The sequence below is a fragment of the Bacillus haynesii genome, assembly GCF_001969855.1.
GTDB classification, from domain to species: Bacteria; Bacillota; Bacilli; order Bacillales; family Bacillaceae; genus Bacillus; species Bacillus haynesii.
Genome location: NZ_MRBL01000013.1, coordinates 58,115 through 76,866, shown reverse-complemented (window position 1 = coordinate 76,866; position 18,752 = coordinate 58,115). Strand labels below are relative to the sequence as shown.

At 46.1% G+C, this 18,752-nt stretch carries 23 protein-coding genes; 19 read left to right on the top strand and 4 right to left on the bottom strand.

What is annotated here, in order from left to right; translation table 11 throughout:
* Window positions 1–47: 47 nt before the first annotated feature.
* Entirely contained in the window at window positions 48–1,196 is a 1,149-nt protein-coding gene (locus BTA31_RS11725) for an acyl-CoA dehydrogenase family protein (RefSeq protein WP_076791719.1), read from the top strand.
* Window positions 1,197–1,243: 47 nt separating this feature from the next.
* On the opposite strand, the gene fbpB is transcribed toward BTA31_RS11725, so the two are convergent.
* The 3 genes from fbpB to BTA31_RS11710 all read right to left on the bottom strand — a co-directional run bounded on the left by fbpB (window position 1,244) and on the right by BTA31_RS11710 (window position 2,299).
* Complete coding sequence (fbpB, locus tag BTA31_RS11720) at window positions 1,244–1,399, bottom strand: Fur-regulated basic protein FbpB (RefSeq protein ID WP_003179099.1); 156 nt, start codon at window positions 1,397–1,399, stop codon at window positions 1,244–1,246.
* A gap of 2 nt (window positions 1,400–1,401) precedes the next feature.
* Window positions 1,402–1,560 (bottom strand): Fur-regulated basic protein FbpA, encoded by a 159-nt coding sequence (fbpA, locus tag BTA31_RS11715; RefSeq protein ID WP_003179102.1) that lies wholly within the window; start codon window positions 1,558–1,560, stop codon window positions 1,402–1,404.
* A 418-nt stretch (window positions 1,561–1,978) separates the two neighbouring features.
* Complete coding sequence (locus BTA31_RS11710) at window positions 1,979–2,299, bottom strand: thioredoxin family protein (RefSeq protein WP_003179104.1); 321 nt, start codon at window positions 2,297–2,299, stop codon at window positions 1,979–1,981.
* Window positions 2,300–2,459: 160 nt separating this feature from the next.
* On the opposite strand from BTA31_RS11710, the gene BTA31_RS11705 reads away from it, so the two are divergent.
* The 6 genes from BTA31_RS11705 (at window position 2,460) to BTA31_RS11680 (ending at window position 9,713) form a co-directional block, all read left to right on the top strand.
* On the top strand, window positions 2,460–3,545 hold the full coding sequence (locus BTA31_RS11705; RefSeq protein WP_076791717.1) for a D-alanine--D-alanine ligase: 1,086 nt from the start codon (window positions 2,460–2,462) through the stop codon (window positions 3,543–3,545).
* 138 nt (window positions 3,546–3,683) lie between these two features.
* On the top strand, window positions 3,684–5,054 hold the full coding sequence (locus BTA31_RS11700) for a UDP-N-acetylmuramoyl-tripeptide--D-alanyl-D-alanine ligase (protein WP_076791714.1): 1,371 nt from the start codon (window positions 3,684–3,686) through the stop codon (window positions 5,052–5,054).
* 66 nt (window positions 5,055–5,120) lie between these two features.
* A complete protein-coding gene (locus BTA31_RS11695) occupies window positions 5,121–5,831 on the top strand; it encodes an alpha/beta hydrolase (RefSeq protein ID WP_076791989.1) in 711 nt (236 codons plus the stop codon).
* A gap of 351 nt (window positions 5,832–6,182) precedes the next feature.
* Window positions 6,183–7,646, top strand: a complete 1,464-nt coding sequence (gene cshA, locus BTA31_RS11690; RefSeq protein WP_043926791.1) for a degradosome RNA helicase CshA — start codon at window positions 6,183–6,185, stop codon at window positions 7,644–7,646.
* A 113-nt stretch (window positions 7,647–7,759) separates the two neighbouring features.
* The gene (locus tag BTA31_RS11685; RefSeq protein WP_076791711.1) at window positions 7,760–8,239 is read left to right on the top strand and encodes a PH domain-containing protein; all 480 of its coding nucleotides are present in this window, start codon (window positions 7,760–7,762) and stop codon (window positions 8,237–8,239) included.
* The gene (locus BTA31_RS11680; protein WP_076791709.1) at window positions 8,229–9,713 is read left to right on the top strand and encodes a PH domain-containing protein; all 1,485 of its coding nucleotides are present in this window, start codon (window positions 8,229–8,231) and stop codon (window positions 9,711–9,713) included. The genes BTA31_RS11685 and BTA31_RS11680 overlap by 11 nt, the downstream gene beginning before the upstream one ends.
* Here BTA31_RS11680 and BTA31_RS11675 read toward each other — a convergent pair.
* Window positions 9,710–10,309 (bottom strand): rhomboid family intramembrane serine protease, encoded by a 600-nt coding sequence (locus BTA31_RS11675; protein WP_043926794.1) that lies wholly within the window; start codon window positions 10,307–10,309, stop codon window positions 9,710–9,712. The two genes, BTA31_RS11680 and BTA31_RS11675, sit on opposite strands and share 4 nt — an antisense overlap.
* A 343-nt stretch (window positions 10,310–10,652) precedes the next feature.
* On the opposite strand from BTA31_RS11675, the gene BTA31_RS11670 reads away from it, so the two are divergent.
* The 12 genes from BTA31_RS11670 to BTA31_RS11615 all read left to right on the top strand — a co-directional run bounded on the left by BTA31_RS11670 (window position 10,653) and on the right by BTA31_RS11615 (window position 18,711).
* Window positions 10,653–11,612, top strand: a complete 960-nt coding sequence (locus tag BTA31_RS11670) for a LolA family protein (RefSeq protein ID WP_152847888.1) — start codon at window positions 10,653–10,655, stop codon at window positions 11,610–11,612.
* A 225-nt stretch (window positions 11,613–11,837) separates the two neighbouring features.
* A complete protein-coding gene (gene alr, locus BTA31_RS11665; protein ID WP_076791706.1) occupies window positions 11,838–13,007 on the top strand; it encodes an alanine racemase in 1,170 nt (389 codons plus the stop codon).
* A gap of 111 nt (window positions 13,008–13,118) precedes the next feature.
* Window positions 13,119–13,400 carry a CopG family ribbon-helix-helix protein gene (locus tag BTA31_RS11660; RefSeq protein ID WP_006638778.1) on the top strand — a complete coding sequence of 94 codons (282 nt, stop codon included), beginning with the start codon at window positions 13,119–13,121 and terminating at the stop codon, window positions 13,398–13,400.
* A 4-nt stretch (window positions 13,401–13,404) separates the two neighbouring features.
* On the top strand, window positions 13,405–13,755 hold the full coding sequence (ndoA, locus tag BTA31_RS11655) for a type II toxin-antitoxin system endoribonuclease NdoA (protein WP_003179128.1): 351 nt from the start codon (window positions 13,405–13,407) through the stop codon (window positions 13,753–13,755).
* A 117-nt stretch (window positions 13,756–13,872) separates the two neighbouring features.
* The gene (locus tag BTA31_RS11650; RefSeq protein ID WP_076791703.1) at window positions 13,873–14,700 is read left to right on the top strand and encodes an RsbT co-antagonist protein RsbRA; all 828 of its coding nucleotides are present in this window, start codon (window positions 13,873–13,875) and stop codon (window positions 14,698–14,700) included.
* Window positions 14,701–14,703: 3 nt separating this feature from the next.
* Window positions 14,704–15,069, top strand: coding sequence for an STAS domain-containing protein (locus BTA31_RS11645; RefSeq protein WP_043926799.1), 366 nt, complete (start codon window positions 14,704–14,706; stop codon window positions 15,067–15,069).
* Between the two features lie 2 nt (window positions 15,070–15,071).
* Window positions 15,072–15,473, top strand: coding sequence for an anti-sigma regulatory factor (locus tag BTA31_RS11640; protein ID WP_043926800.1), 402 nt, complete (start codon window positions 15,072–15,074; stop codon window positions 15,471–15,473).
* Between the two features lie 10 nt (window positions 15,474–15,483).
* A complete protein-coding gene (locus tag BTA31_RS11635; RefSeq protein WP_076791700.1) occupies window positions 15,484–16,491 on the top strand; it encodes a PP2C family protein-serine/threonine phosphatase in 1,008 nt (335 codons plus the stop codon).
* Window positions 16,492–16,549: 58 nt separating this feature from the next.
* Window positions 16,550–16,876, top strand: a complete 327-nt coding sequence (locus tag BTA31_RS11630; RefSeq protein ID WP_020450262.1) for an anti-sigma factor antagonist — start codon at window positions 16,550–16,552, stop codon at window positions 16,874–16,876.
* A complete protein-coding gene (gene rsbW, locus BTA31_RS11625; protein ID WP_076791698.1) occupies window positions 16,876–17,358 on the top strand; it encodes an anti-sigma B factor RsbW in 483 nt (160 codons plus the stop codon). The genes BTA31_RS11630 and rsbW overlap by 1 nt, the downstream gene beginning before the upstream one ends.
* A complete protein-coding gene (sigB, locus tag BTA31_RS11620) occupies window positions 17,324–18,115 on the top strand; it encodes an RNA polymerase sigma factor SigB (protein ID WP_076791987.1) in 792 nt (263 codons plus the stop codon). Before rsbW ends, sigB begins: the two co-directional genes overlap by 35 nt.
* The gene (locus tag BTA31_RS11615) at window positions 18,112–18,711 is read left to right on the top strand and encodes a PP2C family serine/threonine-protein phosphatase (RefSeq protein ID WP_076791695.1); all 600 of its coding nucleotides are present in this window, start codon (window positions 18,112–18,114) and stop codon (window positions 18,709–18,711) included. Before sigB ends, BTA31_RS11615 begins: the two co-directional genes overlap by 4 nt.
* Window positions 18,712–18,752 lie beyond the last annotated feature (41 nt).

Sequence of the window (18,752 nt, the reverse complement as noted above, 5' to 3'; positions counted from 1 at the left end):
TATAATACTTATTAAATCTATCGGAATTTGGTCAGGAGGATGCCGGTGTGTGTTCAATATTTGTGAAAACGGAAAGGCAGCAGGAATGGCTCAGTAAAATCGGAAAACTGGCGGATGAATTTGAGAAAACAGCAGCGTACTATGACGAACATGCCCAATTTCCCGCAGAACATATTCAAAAGCTGCGGGATTCAGGCTACACGGCGCTGACGGTCGGAAAAGATTACGGGGGAGAGGGCATTTCGCTCTACGATATGCTTTTATTTCAGGAACGGCTTGCCAAAGGAGACGGACCGACGGCTCTCAGCATCGGCTGGCATTTAAGCGTGATGGGAGAACTGGCAGAAGGAAACAGCTGGGACCGGCATGTGTTTTCATCGATTTCACATGAAGCATTAAAGGGCGCGCTGATCAACAGAGCTGCAAGTGAAGCACAGACGGGCAGTCCGACAAGAGGAGGACGCCCCGGAACCCATGCAGTCAAAAAGAACGGCGGCTGGATTGTAAACGGTCGTAAAACATTCACAACGATGTCTCCGGTTCTCGACTACTTTCTTGTCACCGCTTGGATTGAAGAGAAGCAAACGATCGGCGTTTTCTTGATCCATAAAGATGCGGAAGGCTTGGCAATAGAGGAAACGTGGGATATGGCGGCGATGAGGGGCACGGGAAGCCACGATTTGGTGCTGACCGATGTCCGTCTCGACGAATCCATGCTTGTTGAACTGTTAGCAGGTAAAAGAACGGATAAAATAAACGGCTGGCTGCTTCATATACCGGCTGTATATTTAGGGATCGCACAAGCGGCGAGAGATTATGCCGTCCAATTTGCAAAAGACTATCAGCCGAACAGCTTGAAAGGTCCGATCAAAGAAGTGCCTGCCGTTCAGCGCCATATCGGCGAAATCGATCTGGAACTCATGAAAGCCCGCCACTTTATGTATCATGTCGCAGAGCTTTATGATGACCCGGAACGCCGCGCCCATTTGACAGGTGAGCTCGGAGCGGTTAAGCACACGGTAACGAATACGGCCATTGCTGTCGTAGACAGGGCGATGAGAGTCGTCGGAGCGAAGAGCCTGGCGAGAACGAACCCGCTCCAAAGATTCTATCGCGATGTCCGGGCGGGCCTCCACAACCCGCCGATGGATGATGCAACAATCAGCAAACTTGCAGGAATTGCATTCAGCGAATAGTTTCAGCGAAATAAAAAAGAAGCCGTTCAAAATGAGCGGCTTCTTTTTTATGTTTGTTTTGCTTTTGAAATGGCCAAAAGGCGGTTCTCGTGTCTGCGGTCGATCTTGTCATAAATGACTTCCATTTCTTTCGGGTTCTTGGCGATTTCTTTTTTATATTCTTCGACAAGCTGATGAAAGGTTTTAATCTTCCGTTTTGACATGATCATCCGCCTTTCTTGATGGATTGGTATTCGCTTTCAAGTTCGCTTAAAGATAATTCGTAAAGGTGGCGCTCTTCTTTTTTATATATGCCAAGCTGGATAAGCCGCTGAATGAGTTGTTTTTTTCTCATTTCCACCGCTTTCTTTAATTGAGGGGCCATGTGATCACCTCGTCAACCATTAGTGATATTGATAATCATTATCAATTATGTGTATTATACTAAACAGTATCACCGGATGTAAAGAGACATCCTTAAAAGGATATTGAACAAAATTGAAAAATATGAATTATTATCCAGAATGATATATAAAAAAAAGAAGCCGACAAGGGCTTCACAACTAGAAAAAATAATTGCAAAATAGGAACAAAAAACATTCTACCTGAATATAAAAAACGAATCAAGAACTTTTTACGAAATTTCGACATTTTGCGTTTCCCGGGAAATACTCGTGTCGAATTTTTAATGAAAGCTCATTCTTTTATGAAACAAATATTGCTGTTGTCTCGTCTTGTATAAAAAGGACATGGGGTGCTCCCATGTCCTGCGGTTCAGACAAAAAATCTGGACTTTAAACGAATTAGCTAATATGTTCAGCCAGGAATTCATTCACTTCTTCAGGCGTTTTGGCATTTGCGCTGTGAAGGTGACCCGTTTTTTCGCCGTTTTTGAAAATCAACAGGCTTGGAATGCCCATGACCTGATACTTGTCGGCAAGCTCAGGAAGATCGTCTTTATTCAGCTCATACCAGTCATTTTCCTGATAAGCCTCAAGAATATCTCCGATGAACATGTTCATGCGTGTGCAGTCCGGGCACCAGTCAGCGTAAAATTTGACGATGATTTCTTTATCGGATTGGATCAGTTCATTAAATTGCGCTTCTGTTGTGATTTTTTTCAATTGCAACCTCTCCTTTTCAATGCCATTTTAATATAAAATGAAAAGGATTTACATACAAATGCTTTTTATATGCTGTTTTTAGACCGTATTAAAATAATTAGATCATTTTCCCGGGAAAGTGATAAGATAGTAAAGATGAATCCAGTGGGGGGAGTACGAATTGAAGACAAGATTAGGATTGGTATACGGCGGAAAATCAGCGGAGCATAACGTTTCTCTGCAAACCGCGCTGGCCGTCACGAAAGCATTAGATACTGAAAAATTTGATATACACCCGATTTATATAACAGAAAAAGGCGAGTGGGTGAGAGGGCCGCAACTGACAGAACCCGTTTCAAATGTGAAAATGCTACAATTTGAACAGACGGGCCAGACATTTTCTCCGGCTGTGTTGAACCGCGATATGTTTCCAGGCGAAGCTGATGTAAAAGAAGACTCGATCGATGTTGTTTTCCCGCTTTTGCACGGACCGAATGGAGAAGACGGCACTATTCAAGGCATGCTTGAACTGCTGAATGTGCCGTATGTGGGCAACGGAGTCTTGGCTTCCTCTGCGGGCATGGATAAAGTTGTCATGAAGCATCTGTTTGCACAGGCAGGTCTTGACCAGGCGAAATACGTTTCATTCGTGAAAAAAACCTGGAGTCAGTCTAAAGAAGAAAGCTATGATCAAGTGGAAGCGAAACTTGGTTATCCATGCTTCGTAAAACCGGCTAACCTTGGATCAAGCGTCGGGATCAGCAAATGCAGAAACCGTGAAGAGCTTGACCAAGCCTTTGAACTTGCATTCCAATATGACCGGAAAATTGTCGTTGAAGAAGGCGTCATCGGACGGGAAATAGAACTCGGCGTTCTTGGGAATGATGAACCTGTCTGCTCAGTCGCAGGGGAAATCGCTCCGAAGAAAGATTTTTATGATTATAAAGCAAAATACGAAGACGGCGATACCGATTTGATTATTCCGGCTTCCCTGACAGAAGATGAATACGAAACAATGCGCATCATGGCGGTCAAAGCGTTTCAGGCAATTGACGGCTCAGGCCTTGTGAGAGCGGACTTTTTCCTTACAAATGAAGGCAGGGTCCTGATCAATGAAGTCAATACGATGCCGGGATTCACCCCGTTCAGCATGTTTCCGCTTCTCTGGAAGCAATCAGGGGTTGAGTATGCTGAACTGATTGAAAAGCTTGTCGCTTTGGCAATCGAGCGCCACGAAGAAAAACAGCAGATCAAACATACATTTTAACGGGACGGAGCGGGCCGAATCCGGGGAGCTTTCATAGAGAAAGGCGCGGCAGGCGGTTCGCCCTTAGATACAGCTGCAGACACTATCCTTATTTGTGGTAGTGTCTCTTTTCCTTGCTGGAGAAAGAGAGGGACATACATGATAACTAGAACGGTAAAAGAAATTGCTGAAATGTCGGGAGGCGTTTTGACGAATGAAGCTTTTGAAGAGCGTCTTGTCAAGGGCGTCTCAACCGATTCGAGAAAACTGGCGAAAGACCAACTGTTTATTCCGCTTGCAGGCGAGCGGTTCAACGGACACGTTTTTGCAGAGCAGGCTTTTCAGGAAGGCATCGCGGCCGTGCTATGGAACCGGAGCGAACCGAATCCTCCGGAAGGGAAGCCGGTCATTTTAGTTGACGATACGCTGGAAGCGCTGCAGAAGCTTGCGAAAGCATACAGGCATCAGCTGGACGTAAAAGTCGTCGGAGTGACCGGTTCAAACGGGAAAACGACGACAAAAGACATGATTCATGCTGTCTTGGGGACTGAGTATAAAGTGCATAAGACAGAAGGAAACTACAATAACCACATCGGCCTTCCCCTGACGATTCTGGCGATGCCCGAAGACACAGAAATCGCCATTTTGGAGATGGGGATGAGTGCCAAAGGAGAAATCGATTTTCTTACTCGTCTGGCGCACCCTGATATCGCTGTCATTACAAACATCGGTGAATCACACCTCCTTGAACTCGGATCAAGAGAAGGAATTGCAGAGGCAAAGCTCGAAATTGTCAATGGGCTTTCAAAAGAAGGCACACTCATTTATGTCGGAGATGAACCGCTGCTCACCGAAAGGCTGAAGCACCCGCCTTACGATACAAAAACGTTTGGAGAGGATCCGGCTTTCGATTATCAGCTTGAGGATATGACACAGACGGAAGAGGGCACAGCATTCCTCGTCAGAGGTATCGAAAACCGGTTCTTCATCCCGGTGCTCGGCAAGCATAATGTGAAAAACGCTTTAGCTGCGATTGCGGCCGGAGATCTTCTGAATGTCAGCCGGGCTCACATTGCAGAAGGGCTGACTAAACTGAAAGTGACCGGAATGCGGCTTGAGCTTGTGAAGACGCCGGACGGCGTTGCGATCATTAATGACGCCTATAATGCAAGTCCGACATCAATGAAAGCGGCGATCGAGCTTGTCGAACAGATGAAGGGATACGGTAAGAAAATTCTCGTTCTCGGCGACATGCTGGAGCTCGGCGAAGGAGAAAAAGTGTTTCATGAAGACATCGGGCAGGCAGTCAACCCGGACTCGATCGACTTTTTATTTACGTACGGAGAACTAGGTGCATATATTGCAAAAGGGGCGCTTAAACATTTCCCGGAACACCGCGTCCTTCAATTCAACCCGGAAGACAAAGACAGTTTGAAAAAGATATTGAAAGACAAAGCGAATACAGGGGATTTGATCCTCATCAAAGCGTCCAGAGGCATGCGCCTTGAGGATGTTATAAAAGATTTGTAAGGGAACATTGAATCATAAAGTCGTTGTTTTATGTGATCATCAGTAAAAGAAAACGGGTGAATGGTCATGATAGGATGTTTATGCATTCACGGATTTACCGGAGCACCGTATGAATTGGAACCGCTGGCTTCTCATTTAAAACAAACGGCAGATTGGCAAGTCGAAATGATCACGCTGCCCGGGCACGGAGAGATTCCGGTTTTAAAAGGCGTCTGTTTTCAGGAATGGATCGCTTGTGCTGAAGTGGAGCTCGTCCGCTTGCTGAAAACCTGTGATACGGTATTTTTAATCGGATTTTCAATGGGCGGGATGATTGCCGCCTATTTAGCCGGAAAATATCCGGTCAGCCGCCTTGTCCTGTTGAGTGCGGCCGCCCAGTACATCAGTCCGGGACAGCTGATCCAGGATTTGAAGAATGTGATCAAAGATTCTCTGCAAGGCAAGCTTGAGGATAATCTGCTTTACAAAAGGTACAAACAAAAGCTGACAAGCACCCCGGTGTCATCAGCATTTCAGTTTCGCAAGCTCGTCAAGATGACAAAGCCTGCTTTGAAAAACCTCCGGATCCCTGTGCTCATTGTTCAGGGGGAGTGTGATTCCATCGTGCCGCTGTCAAGCGCGTATTACTTGTATGAAACCATACCTTCCGAAGAAAAAGAGCTGTGCCTCTTGCCGGAATCCAAGCATCATGTCTGCCTTGAAGAAAACTCCGCAATCCTATTTCAAACCGTTGAGGCGTTTCTCAAAAAAACGCCGATTGAATCCATAAAAAAATAAATAATTGAACGGCAATCTGCAAAAAATAATCTGGGATGCTGGCAGGGAAAAAATGAGCGTATGCTGTCGAAAGCCGCACAAGCCTGTGTTACAATGTGTAAAAGACGCCCTCGGGCGGGCTTTATGTTTCGATGCCGGACGGCTTCGCCCGAGGTCCGTAGGAGACTGCCGAACCGGCAAGAGAGCACACCGCTCATTCTCATCTTGTTGAAAAACGTATAACGGAATGGTAATATAACATGTAAAGTAATTCGGGCTTTGCATAAGTATGGACCTGTCCTTTGCACAAAGGGCAGTTTTTATTGATAAAACACGATTACTGAAACAGTAAGCAGAAGGAGTTTGAATACATTGACAATAACGTTTCAAGATTTTCAATTAAGTTCTGATCTCACAAAAGCGATCAAGCGTATGGGATTTGAAGAGGCAACACCGATTCAGGCACAAACGATTCCACTCGGCCTTGCAAATAAAGATGTGATCGGACAAGCGCAAACGGGAACAGGAAAAACGGCTGCATTTGGCATCCCCCTTGTTGAGAAAATCAACCCCGAGTCTCCTAACATTCAAGCCATTGTTATCGCACCTACTCGTGAACTAGCCATTCAAGTTTCTGAAGAGCTATATAAAATTGGACAGGATAAACGCGCTCGCGTGCTGCCGATTTACGGAGGACAAGATATCGGACGCCAGATTCGCGCGCTCAAGAAAAACCCTCATATTATCGTCGGAACACCTGGCCGTCTGCTTGACCATATCAACCGCCGCACAATGCGTCTTCAAAACGTGAATACCGTTGTACTTGATGAAGCGGATGAAATGCTGAACATGGGATTCATCGAAGATATCGAATCCATCCTTTCCAATGTGCCTGCTGAGCACCAGACATTGCTGTTTTCTGCAACAATGCCTGCTCCGATTAAGCGGATTGCAGAACGTTTCATGACCAACCCGGAGCACGTCAAAGTGAAAGCGAAAGAAATGACAGTATCAAACATCCAGCAGTTCTACCTTGAAGTTCATGAGCGCAAAAAGTTTGATACGCTGACACGTCTGCTTGACATCCAGTCTCCGGAACTTGCGATTGTCTTCGGCCGGACAAAACGCCGCGTCGATGAGCTGACAGAAGCGCTTAATCTGCGCGGTTATACAGCTGAAGGAATCCACGGCGATTTAACTCAGGCGAAGCGGATGGTTGCACTCCGTAAATTTAAGCAAGGCGCAATTGAAGTGCTCGTTGCGACAGACGTTGCAGCGCGCGGCCTTGATATTTCAGGTGTAACGCACGTCTACAACTTCGATGTGCCGCAAGATCCTGAGAGCTATGTTCACCGCATCGGAAGAACGGGACGCGCGGGCAAAACAGGAATGGCGATGACCTTCATTACACCGCGTGAAAAAGATATGCTGCGCGCCATCGAGCAGACGACAAAACGCAAAATGGACCGCATGAAAGCGCCGACTCTCGATGAGGCCATTGAAGGACAGCAGCAGGTGACGGTTGACCGCCTTCGGACGATCATTGAGGAAAATAACCTGAACTTCTATATGACGGCTGCAGCGGAATTATTGGAAGACCATGATTCTGTGACAGTTGTTGCAGCTGCCATTAAAATGATGACTAAAGAGCCGGACAACACGCCTGTCCGTTTGACGGAAGAGGCTCCGCTCAGAACGAAGCGAAACAAAAATCACCACCACCGTTCATCAAAACGCAGAGACGGCGGCGGCTACAGAGGAAAGAACAATCGTTCATCTTATGATAAAAAGCGTTCTTCGAATGACAGACGCCAAAAAAAATCATATAATTCATAAGCAAAAGGCGGATCCTTTTTTACGGATTCGCCTTTTTTTAAAAACGAAAGTCTTTAAATGAAACATTTTCAGCCTGAAGACCGTAAATAGAACTAGATTGGGGGAATCGAGTTTTGAGAAGTGAGCCGAAAAATCAAATCAGCCGTGATGGCGTAAAAGTCTGGAGAATCACAGCTTGTATCACATCATTCGTACTCATGCTGGCTGCAGCAGGCCTGATTGCCGCCGGGGTGATATTTAAGTGGCCGGTATGGATCGGCATTTTATCAGGAGCCGTTTGGCTGGGGATTTCATTTGTTATCATTATCATGATTCCGAATATCCGCCACAGAATCTGGCGCTACGAAGTCCATGAGAATGAAATCGATATTCAGCACGGCATCTTTGTGGTGACCCGCGTGATCGTTCCGATGGTCAGAGTCCAGCATGTTGATACATCGCAGGGCCCCATCCTCAGAAAATATAACCTCGCCTCCGTACAAATTTCAACAGCCGCGACGACCCATTCCATTCCCGCTTTGGATGTTGAAGAGGCCGATCAGCTCAGGGACTCCATTTCCAGGCTGGCAAGGGTGACTGAAGATGATGTCTGAACCGAGACGCATGCACCCCGCCGCCGTCATTCTCAACTTTATCAAAGGACTTGTTGAGACCGTTAAAAATTTTATCATTCCATTTGGCGTGGTGATCTTTTTAAATCAATCGCACACAGTCAAAATGATAGCGATCGCTGCGGCCGTGCTGTTTTTCATTGCTTTGGTCGTGACGAGCATCATCAAGTGGAGCAAATTTACATACCGTATCGAAGAGGATGAATTGCGAATAGAGGAAGGCCTGATCAATAAGAAAAAAAGGTATATTCCGATCGAACGGATTCAAACGATCAACACGAGCGCAGGCCTCATTCAGCAAATGTTCAAGCTTGTGAAGCTTCAAGTTGAAACGGCAAGCGGAGGAACGGAAGCGGAAGTTTCCTTGGTCGCCATTACCCAGGCTGAAGCCGAACGTATTCAGCAAGCGCTTTTCGAAAGAAAAAAAGCGGCGGAAGAGGCGGGAGCCGATGTCACGGATCTGCTGGAAGAGACTGCTGAAGAGGCGGAGGAAACAGCAGAAGAGCCGATTATGATGTACAAAATGACCGGGCAGGAGCTCTTGACTGCCGCTTCCACATCGAGCGGCATCGGTGTTATTATTTCAGGGGTATTCGCTTTTTTTACTCAAGTCGATGATTTCTTTGATTTGGATTGGCTGTATGACCGCTTTGCGTTTTTGAACAGCGCGGGAGCCACTGTCATTGCATTGGCCGCCTTTGTTGCCCTTTTCATCGCATGGCTTCTCAGCATCGGCGGGATGCTTTTGAAATACGCGAATTTTACAGTCGTGCGTAAAGAGAAGGAAATCGTCATTTCCAGAGGGCTGATTGAAAAGCATCAAATCACAATTCCCCTGCAGCGGATTCAAGCGATTAAAATCAAGGAGAGTCTGATCAGGCAGCCTTTTGGACTTGCAGCCGTCACGATCGTCAGCGCAGGCGGAAACGTTTTGGAAGAAGATAAATCAGCCATCTTATTTCCGATTATCAGCAAAAAAATGATCAATCAGCGACTCGGCGAATTCATTCCGGATTATGCGCCTGAAGACGATTTGAACCGCTTGCCGAAACGCGCACTGCGCCGCTATATCCTGCGCGCATCCTGGCCGATTCTCGCCGTCGTTCCGCTTTCCATTCTGTTTCCGCCCTGGGGCTATTTGTCCGCTGTATTGATTCCTTTTTACTGGATTATCGGCTATTTATCATACCGTGATGCCGGTTGGAAGATCAGCGGCAGCAAAATTATCATGTCATCGCGCTTCATCGGCAGAACTACCGCTGTCATTCAGCGCAGGCGCATGCAGGTTTTCGAAGTCAGTCGCTCGTATTTTCAGCGCAGAAAACAGCTTGTTTCGATTCATACATCAACAAAATCGTCTGTTTTAATGGAGAAGTTTTCGGTGGCTGATGTCGAAGAGAAGGATTCGGACGATATTTTTGCATGGTATTCTTATGAAAAAAGAGTGAACGGTTAAAAGCCGTTCACTCTTTTGTTTAACAGCGGAGGAGCTAAGGCGAGTCCGCCCAGCAGTCCGAAGATGTGCGCCATGATATTGATATTTTGGTTGACAAACGTCATCAAAACCGAAATGGCGAGGATGGTGACGATGATTTGGGAATTGGCGCTCCCCATCAGCTCTTTTCGAAACAGCACGATGTACAGGTACACGCCGAACAAGCCGAATATCGCTCCCGAAGCGCCGACATGCATATACTCCAGCGGTTCGATGAAATACGTGCCGATATTGCCGATCACTCCTGATCCGATATAAACGATGAGAAACTTGAGCTTTCCGAGCATTCGTTCCAGCCCGGGGGCAAATAAGAAGATCGACATCGAATTAAAGAGCAAGTGGCCGAATCCGGCGTGAATAAAGATCGGCGTTACAAACCTCCACCATTCTCCATTCGCTATCCCCCAGTTAAAGCCAATCAATAAATCAGACCACATCTGTACGGCTGTAAACGGAATTAAAAATAGAATCCAAATGGCAAGCTGCAGGGCCAGTATGGCGGATGTAACCGGATAGAGCCTGATAAACGTCTGAAAATTTTCTGTTCTGATAAACATGCTTATGATTTAAGCCCCTTTACAATGATCTCGTACATATATAGTAACACGTTTATGACCGGGCAGCGGCGATTAGTACGGAGGAGAAAAATGATTTTGAAAGGTTGTCATGCTAGTCTGCATATTGTCTGAGACACGCTCATATATTGGGTAGTGCAATAAGGGAGACGAGTCGTTGCAGGCTTTTATGGTACGCATGCCGATACAGCCGGCCCTGTTCTTATGGCGTACCGTTAAAGTCGAACAAGCGGTTTCTTCCTTTTTACATCAATGATTAAAAAGGGGTTGAAAAAAGGTGAGAAAAAGCTTTGTTTTGCTTTTAACGGGGCTGCTTGTAATCCTTATGCTTTCTGCCTGCGGCCAAAAATCGCAAGAAGATGTTGTGACGGGGCTCGACAAGAAGGCAAAAGAATACACGTCCTATAAGGCAAAAGCGAAAATGACGATTGAAACGGGAAATGAACCGCAGGAGTACAACGTGGAAATCTGGCATAAAAAACCTTCTCTTTACCGGGTCTATTTGGAAAACCCGAAAAAAGACCAGAGCCAGGTGATCTTGCGCAATGAAAACGGCGTGTTTGTGTTGACTCCGTCGCTCAATAAAAGCTTCCGCTTTCACAGCGACTGGCCCAACAACAGCAGCCAAGTATACTTATTCGAATCGCTCGTAAAGGATGTCAAAAATGATGGGGAAGCTTCTTTTTCCGCAAAGGATTCAAAATACATTTTTGAAACGAAAACGAATTATCAGCATAATCAGATGCTGCCGACCCAGGAAATCGTTTTCCATAAAAAGACCATGGCTCCTTCATCGGTTAAAGTGATGGATACGGACCGCAAACCGATGGTAAAGGTTGAGTTTACAAGCTTTGAATTCGATAAGCCGCTCGATAAAGACTCGTTTGATGAAAAGAAAAATATGACGCTGTCTCAAATTGACGTAGCGACAAGCGCTGACGTGTCAGACTCTTTCGCCGTCAAAACGCCGCTTGATGTGCCTCAGGGCGTGAAAAAGCTTGAGGAAAAAGAAATGGCGACTGAAGACGGCAAACGAATCGTCATCACTTACGGCGGTGAAAAATCCTTTACATTGATTCAGGAAAAAGCCCGCGTCGCCAAAACGTCCACTTCCGTATCCATGAACGGTGAGCCGGTTGACCTCGGTTTCACGGTCGGCGCACTGACGGATAAATCGTTGTCATGGACATATGACGGAGTCGATTATTTCATCTCATCAGAAGATCTTTCTCAAGATGAACTTCTGATGGTTGCAAAAAGCATGCAGGGCCAGTCTTCAAAATAGACTGTGCCGTATCCAGCAGCTTGTTTTCCGCCCGGAGCCGGAAAGCAGGCTGTTTTTATATTTGCGACGCAAGCGTATGTTTTCGACAGCTTTTCCGTAAAATGTATAGCGTGCCAGCAATTTTTCTTTTGTTCAGGGCTGCTGATCCCGTACAAAATTTCCCTTTCTCCGAACTTTTTAGTATGATGGGAAGGACGATTGAAACAAGGAACAGGAAGTGTCATGATGAGCTTAAAACCATTCTATCGAAAGACATGGGCCGAAATCGATTTAACGGCTTTAAAAGAAAACGTGCGCAATATGAAGCGGCACATCGGCGAGCATGTCCACTTGATGGCCGTCGTTAAAGCGAATGCCTACGGACACGGAGATGCACAGGTAGCGAAGGCGGCTCTTGCAGAAGGGGCGTCCATTCTTGCTGTGGCTTTACTGGATGAAGCGCTTTCGCTGAGAGCACAGGGGATTGAAGAATCGATTCTTGTCCTCGGTGCAGTGCCGCCCGAATATGCAAGCATTGCCGCGGAAAAGCGCATTATCGTGACGGGCTACTCCGCCGGCTGGCTGAAAGACGTGCTCGGTTTTCTGGAAGAGACCGAAGCTCCTCTTGAATATCATTTGAAGATCGACACGGGCATGGGCCGCCTTGGCTGCAAAACGGAAGAAGAGATCAAAGAAATGATGGAGATGACCGAAGCGAGCGATAAACTCAATTGTACGGGCGTGTTCACTCATTTCGCGACGGCGGACGAAAAGGACACCGATTATTTCGACATGCAGCTGGACCGCTTTAAAGAGCTGATCAGCCCCCTCCCGCTTGACCGTTTAATGGTGCATTCGTCAAACAGCGCCGCGGGTCTGCGCTTCAGGGAACAGCTCTTTAATGCCGTCCGCTTCGGCATCGGCATGTACGGTTTGGCGCCGTCTACCGAAATAAAAGACGAGCTGCCGTTTCGTTTGCGGGAAGTGTTTTCGCTTCATACCGAACTCACCCATGTGAAAAAAATCAAAAAGGGCGAGAGCGTCAGCTACGGTGCGACATATACGGCTGAGCGCGACGAATGGATCGGGACAGTCCCCGTCGGATATGCTGACGGATGGCTGAGGCGCCTGGCCGGAACGGAAGTGCTGATCGACGGAAAACGCCAAAAAATAGCAGGGAGAATCTGCATGGACCAGTTCATGATTTCCCTTGCCGAAGAATACCCTGTCGGCACAAAGGTTACCTTGATCGGGAAGCAACAAGACGAATGGATTTCAGTCGACGAAATCGCCCAAAATTTGCAGACGATCAATTATGAAATTACCTGTATGATAAGTTCAAGGGTGCCCCGTATGTTTTTGGAAAATGGGAGTATAATGGAAATAAGGAATCCGATCTTGCCTGATCAATCCTGAAAATTGATGAATTAGCGGAAAAACAACTTTGCTTGCGAAAAGAATAATGATATCATTATGGATGGAATGGATAGAGTGTTGTATCCGTAAGTTTGGTGGAGGTGTATGTTTTTGTCTGAATCCAGCGCAACAACTGAAATATTGATTCGCTTGCCAGAAGCTTTAGTATCAGAACTGGATGGTGTCGTCATGCAAGATAACGGGAGCAGAAATGAACTGATTTACCAAGCCACAAAAATGTATTTGCGCGAGCGCAAAAATCGACAAATTCGGGAATCGATGAGACGCGGTTATATGGAGATGGCCAAGATCAATTTGAACATCTCTTCTGAGGCTCAATTTGCAGAGTATGAGGCTGAAAACACAGTAGAGCGCTTAGTAAGCGGAGGATAATCATTTGATTGTTAAACGCGGCGATGTTTATTTTGCTGACCTATCTCCTGTTGTTGGCTCAGAACAAGGCGGGGTGCGCCCGGTTTTAGTGATTCAAAACAACATCGGCAATCGCTTCAGCCCAACTGCTATTGTTGCAGCCATAACAGCCCAAATACAGAAAGCAAAATTACCTACCCACGTCGAAATTGATGCGAAACGCTACGGTTTTGAAAGAGACTCCGTTATATTGCTCGAACAAATTCGGACGATTGATAAGCAACGATTAACGGACAAAATCACCCATCTCGATGATGAAATGATGGAAAAGGTCAACGAAGCCTTACAAATCAGTTTGGCACTCATTGATTTTTAATATGGATGAAAGTTGCTCGAGGCGAAAGAGCAACTTTTTTTGTGTTCAAAAATAACAAACGATATAATGGAACTGTTAGTCCAAAAAATGTTATGAGATGTAGTTAGGGGGATGAACATGTCGAATCAAGCGGTGTTAAAATTTATCTCAGAACACCAAAATGTACTCGCCGGGAATTTGGCGGATATTCTGAAAGACTTAAACAGCAACATGACAAATGTGAAGCTGACTGAACACATGTATGAGACGATCAGCAATGAATACATTCATATTCTCATGAATGAGTCCGGGGACGGGAATGAAAAATCGATCGACACCATCTACCAGTTTTCTTCAAAAGCCGTACAGCTTGGCGTTCCGCTGAAGCTTCTGTCGTCGGGGTTATCAGCTTTTTGGAAGCATCTGTACTATGAAATGAATAAGGATGTCCCGGAAGATCAGCAGTGCTATGATCTAATTTGGGAAATCGATAGATTTATTGAACCGATCAACAGCGAAATCTTGAATCAGTATGCGATCTCCTGGGAGAAAACCGTTGCTCTGCAAAAGGTTGCATTACAGGAGCTTTCGGCACCGCTGATCCCGGTCTTTGAAAATATTACGGTGATGCCGCTCGTCGGCACGATCGATACGGAGCGGGCCAAAAAGATTATGGAAAACCTGCTGAGCGGCGTCGTCAAACACCGGTCTGAAGTCGTTCTTATTGACATTACGGGCGTGCCTGTCGTCGATACGATGGTCGCACACCACATCATCCAGGCTTCCGAAGCCGTCAGACTGGTCGGCGCTAAATGCCTGCTCGTTGGAATCCGCCCGGAAATCGCGCAGACGATTGTGAATTTGGGAATCGATTTAACTCAGGTTATTACAAAAAATACCCTGCAAAAAGGAATTCAAACCGCATTAGAAATGACAGACAGAAAAATTGTTTCATTGGAGGAATAAGTTTTGAGGATACCTAACATTCCAATTTTGAAGCTGTATAACTGTTTATTGGTATCCATTCAAGTGGAGCTCGATGACCAAACCGCTCTGAAATTCCAAGAGGACCTGCTGAACAAAATATATGAAACCGGTTCGAACGGAGTGGTGATCGATCTGACTTCAGTGGACATCATCGATTCATTCATCGCCAAAGTACTTGGCGATGTCATTTCAATGTCAAAACTGATGGGCGCCAAAGTCGTTCTGACTGGCATCCAGCCGGCTGTTGCGGTGACATTGATTGAACTCGGCATTTCTTTGGATGAGATCGAGACGGCGCTCGATCTCGAAAAGGGGCTCGAGACATTGCAGCGGGAATTGGGGGAATAAGTATGGCAGACCAATCCTGTGTGAAGATTTTGACAGAATGGGACATAGTGGCCGCCAGACAGCTCGGGCGAAATGTCGCAAAAGAACTGGGGTTCGGCACAGTGGACCAGGCCAGAATCACGACAGCCATCTCAGAACTGGCACGCAATATTTATTTGTATGCCGGAAAAGGCCGAATCTGCATCGAACAGGTTCAGCAAGAAGGAAAAAAGGGGTTGAAAATCATAGCGGAGGATGAGGGGCCGGGAATCGCTGACATCAAAAAAGTGATGGAAGACGGTTTTTCAACCTCAGGCGGCCTCGGAGCGGGCCTGCCTGGAGTAAAGCGTCTGATGGATCAATTTGAATTGCATTCGGACGCGGAAAATGGAACGGATATAAAAGCCATAAAGTGGCTGCGGTAGGAGGGAAGGAATGGATTTCAGGGAAGTGATTGAGCAGCGCTATCGACAGCTGCTTAGCCGTTATATATCTGAATTAACAGAGACATCCCTTTATCAGGGGCAGAAATTCAGCAGAAAAACGATTGAACATCAAGTGCCGCCGGAAGAGATTATCAGCATACACCGAAAAGTTCTGTCTGAATTATATCCGGATCTTCCAGACCATGTGTTCCATTCTCTCGATTTTTTAATTGAAGTGATGATTGGATACGGTTTGGCCTATCAAGAACATCAGACATTAAGAGGAATTCAGCAGGAAATTAAATCGGAAATCGAAATTGCCGCGAATGTCCAGCAAACGCTGCTCGAGACGAAGATTCCGAAAGTTGATGCGCTCGAAATCGGAGCGGTCAGTGTTCCGGCTAAGCAAATGAGCGGTGATTACTATCATTTTGTACGGGACAAGGAATCGATTAATATCGCCATTGCAGACGTGATCGGGAAAGGAATACCGGCTGCGTTATGCATGTCGATGATCAAATATGCGATGGACTCTCTGCCGGATTCGGGCACGAATCCTTCACAGGTGCTGAAAAACCTGAACAGAGTCGTCGAACAAAATGTAGACCCAAGCATGTTTATTACAATGTTTTATGGCAACTATCATCTTCAAAAACACCTATTTACGTTTTCATCTGCCGGTCATGAACCTGGCTTTTATTATTCTTGCAGGGAAAATAAATTTTACGATTTAAACGCAAAAGGCCTCGTTCTTGGCATTTCATCACAATACGACTATGAGCAGTACGAGCAAAAACTGGATATTGGCGATATGATCGTTCTATTTTCAGATGGTGTAACCGAATGCCGGACAGACAGCGGGTTTTTGGAGCGGTCTGACTTGCAGAACCTGATCAATGTACATATGGAAAAACCGGCTCAGCAAATGGTTGACAGTATATACGAACATCTGCTCAAGCTTCAGGATTTTCAGCTTCATGATGATTTTACTCTCATTGTTTTAAAAAGAAAGGTTTAAAGTTTCTCTGCACTGGGTAATAAACCAGTAGCTCATTAAGAGAACCAGAGGTGATATTGTGAATTTGGCAGTTGATACGAAAAAAAATGACCATGTGATAGAAGTCAAAGTGGCGGGCGAAATTGACGTGCATACGGCTCCGGCATTGCGGGATGAGCTGATGCCGCTCGCAGAAGAAGGAAAAGATCTCAAAGTTAGTCTGAAAGACGTTTCATATATGGACAGTACAGGGCTGGGTGTATTCGTCGGCATTTACAAAGCGGTAAACAGAACTGGGGGTTCTTTAGTGCTTGAAAATCTGTCAGAGCGTTTGATCCGTTTGTTTGATATTACAGGCTTAAAGGACATCATTGATATTTCTGGAAAGTCAGAGGGTGGATTATAATGAAGAGAGCAGCTGATTACATTGAAATGAAGTCACCTGCCAAACCAGAATTCGTAGGAATCATTCGTTTAACCCTGTCGGGGATTGCGAGCAAGATGGGGTATTCTTATGATGACATTGAAGACTTGAAAATTGCGGTCAGCGAAGCGTGCACAAACGCTGTGCAGCATGCTTATCAAGCAGACAACACAGGAGAGGTCTCCGTTAGATTCGGCGTGTTTGAAGACCGCCTCGAAATCGTCGTCGCAGATCAGGGAGACAGTTTTGATATTCAGGATAAACAGAAGGGGCTCGGACCATATTCCCCTGAGCATACGGTAGATCAATTGTCAGAAGGAGGGCTCGGCTTATATTTAATGGAGACGCTCATGGATGAAGTGCAAGTCCAGATTAACTCAGGCGTAACCGTCTCGATGACAAAGTTCTTAAACAGGGAGCGAGTTGATGATGGCACAACCGTCCAAAACTACGAAACTAACTAAAACCGAAGTCGACACGCTAATCAAAAAATATCAGGAGAGCCAGGATGAAGACGCTCAGCTGACCCTTGTTCAGACTTATCAAAATCTCGTGGAAACACTCGCCAAAAAATATTCAAAAGGAAAAAGCTTTCATGAAGATTTGTGCCAGGTTGGGATGCTCGGATTGCTTGGAGCCATCAAACGCTATGATCCCGATGTGGGAAAATCGTTTGAAGCGTTTGCCATTCCGACCATTATCGGAGAAATCAAACGGTTTCTCCGAGATAAAACATGGAGCGTCCACGTCCCGAGAAGGATCAAGGAGCTCGGGCCGAGAATCAAAATGGCGGTGGATCATTTAACGACTGAAACGCAAAGATCCCCAAGGGTCGATGAGATTGCCGAGTTTCTTGACGTCACAGAAGAAGAAGTGCTGGAAACGATGGAGATGGGCAAAAGCTATCAGGCGCTTTCCGTCGACCACAGCATTGAAGCGGATGCAGACGGCAGCACGGTGACGATCCTTGACATCGTCGGCTCGCAGGAGGAAGGCTATGAAAAGGTGAACCAAAAGCTGATGCTTGAAAGCGTATTACACGTATTGTCCGACCGTGAAAAGCAAATCATTGAACTGACATACATTCAAAACAAAAGCCAAAAAGAAACCGGTGACATGCTGGGCATATCGCAAATGCACGTCTCACGGCTGCAGCGCAAAGCTGTCAAAAGGCTGAGGGAAGCTTTGGCTGAAGATCCGTTTATGGAGCTTAGACCATGATTTGGACTGAGTCGAATGAACATATGCAAGCGCTTGTTTATCAGCTTCCTAAAGAAGGAAAATCCGTCTGCGGAGACAGTTTTTATTTCCATGCAACAGACGACACCATGGTGTGCGCACTGGCTGACGGGCTTGGCAGCGGTGCGATGGCACGCGAATCCTCTTCGGTCATCAGCGAAGTTGTCGAAGAGCACGGTCATGAAGAAGTCGCAAGCTTGATGGAACGGTGCAATCAAGCGCTGAAACATAAGCGCGGTGCGACTGTGTCAATTTTAAAAGTCGATTTTCGAACAAGGACGATCGCTTACAGCTCTGTAGGCAATATTCGCTTTATCTTGTACGCTCCTTCGGACAAATATATCCACCCTCTCCCTGTGACGGGATACATGTCGGGGAAGCCGCAAACATACAAAACATTCACCTATACGTATGAAAAAGGATCAAGATTCATCATTTATTCAGACGGATTGGAAGTACCCGCCCTCCGGACTTATTTAAAACAGCACCATACACCGGGAGATATATCGAATCAGCTTGAATCATACACACTAATGGGAAAAGACGATCTCACCTATATCATCGGACAGCTTTTTTAAGGAAGCTGCCCTTTGATATAGGTGTTTTTCTGTTTCTTTTG

Bases quoted from the DNA above. Each gene is read 5' to 3' on its own strand.
- BTA31_RS11695 (WP_076791989.1), top strand. From the start codon at position 5,121: ATGATAGGATGTTTATGCATTCACGGATTTACCGGAGCACCGTATGAA.
- fbpB (WP_003179099.1), bottom strand. From the start codon at position 1,399: ATGTCAAAACGGAAGATTAAAACCTTTCATCAGCTTGTCGAAGAATAT.
- fbpA (WP_003179102.1), bottom strand. From the start codon at position 1,560: ATGGCCCCTCAATTAAAGAAAGCGGTGGAAATGAGAAAAAAACAACTC.
- BTA31_RS11635 (WP_076791700.1), top strand. From the start codon at position 15,484: ATGGATTTCAGGGAAGTGATTGAGCAGCGCTATCGACAGCTGCTTAGC.
- rsbW (WP_076791698.1), top strand. From the start codon at position 16,876: ATGAAGAGAGCAGCTGATTACATTGAAATGAAGTCACCTGCCAAACCA.
- alr (WP_076791706.1), top strand. From the start codon at position 11,838: ATGAGCTTAAAACCATTCTATCGAAAGACATGGGCCGAAATCGATTTA.
- BTA31_RS11640 (WP_043926800.1), top strand. From the start codon at position 15,072: ATGGCAGACCAATCCTGTGTGAAGATTTTGACAGAATGGGACATAGTG.
- sigB (WP_076791987.1), top strand. From the start codon at position 17,324: ATGGCACAACCGTCCAAAACTACGAAACTAACTAAAACCGAAGTCGAC.
- BTA31_RS11700 (WP_076791714.1), top strand. From the start codon at position 3,684: ATGATAACTAGAACGGTAAAAGAAATTGCTGAAATGTCGGGAGGCGTT.
- BTA31_RS11675 (WP_043926794.1), bottom strand. From the start codon at position 10,309: ATGTTTATCAGAACAGAAAATTTTCAGACGTTTATCAGGCTCTATCCG.
- BTA31_RS11670 (WP_152847888.1), top strand. From the start codon at position 10,653: ATGCTTTCTGCCTGCGGCCAAAAATCGCAAGAAGATGTTGTGACGGGG.
- BTA31_RS11680 (WP_076791709.1), top strand. From the start codon at position 8,229: ATGATGTCTGAACCGAGACGCATGCACCCCGCCGCCGTCATTCTCAAC.
- BTA31_RS11615 (WP_076791695.1), top strand. From the start codon at position 18,112: ATGATTTGGACTGAGTCGAATGAACATATGCAAGCGCTTGTTTATCAG.
- BTA31_RS11650 (WP_076791703.1), top strand. From the start codon at position 13,873: ATGTCGAATCAAGCGGTGTTAAAATTTATCTCAGAACACCAAAATGTA.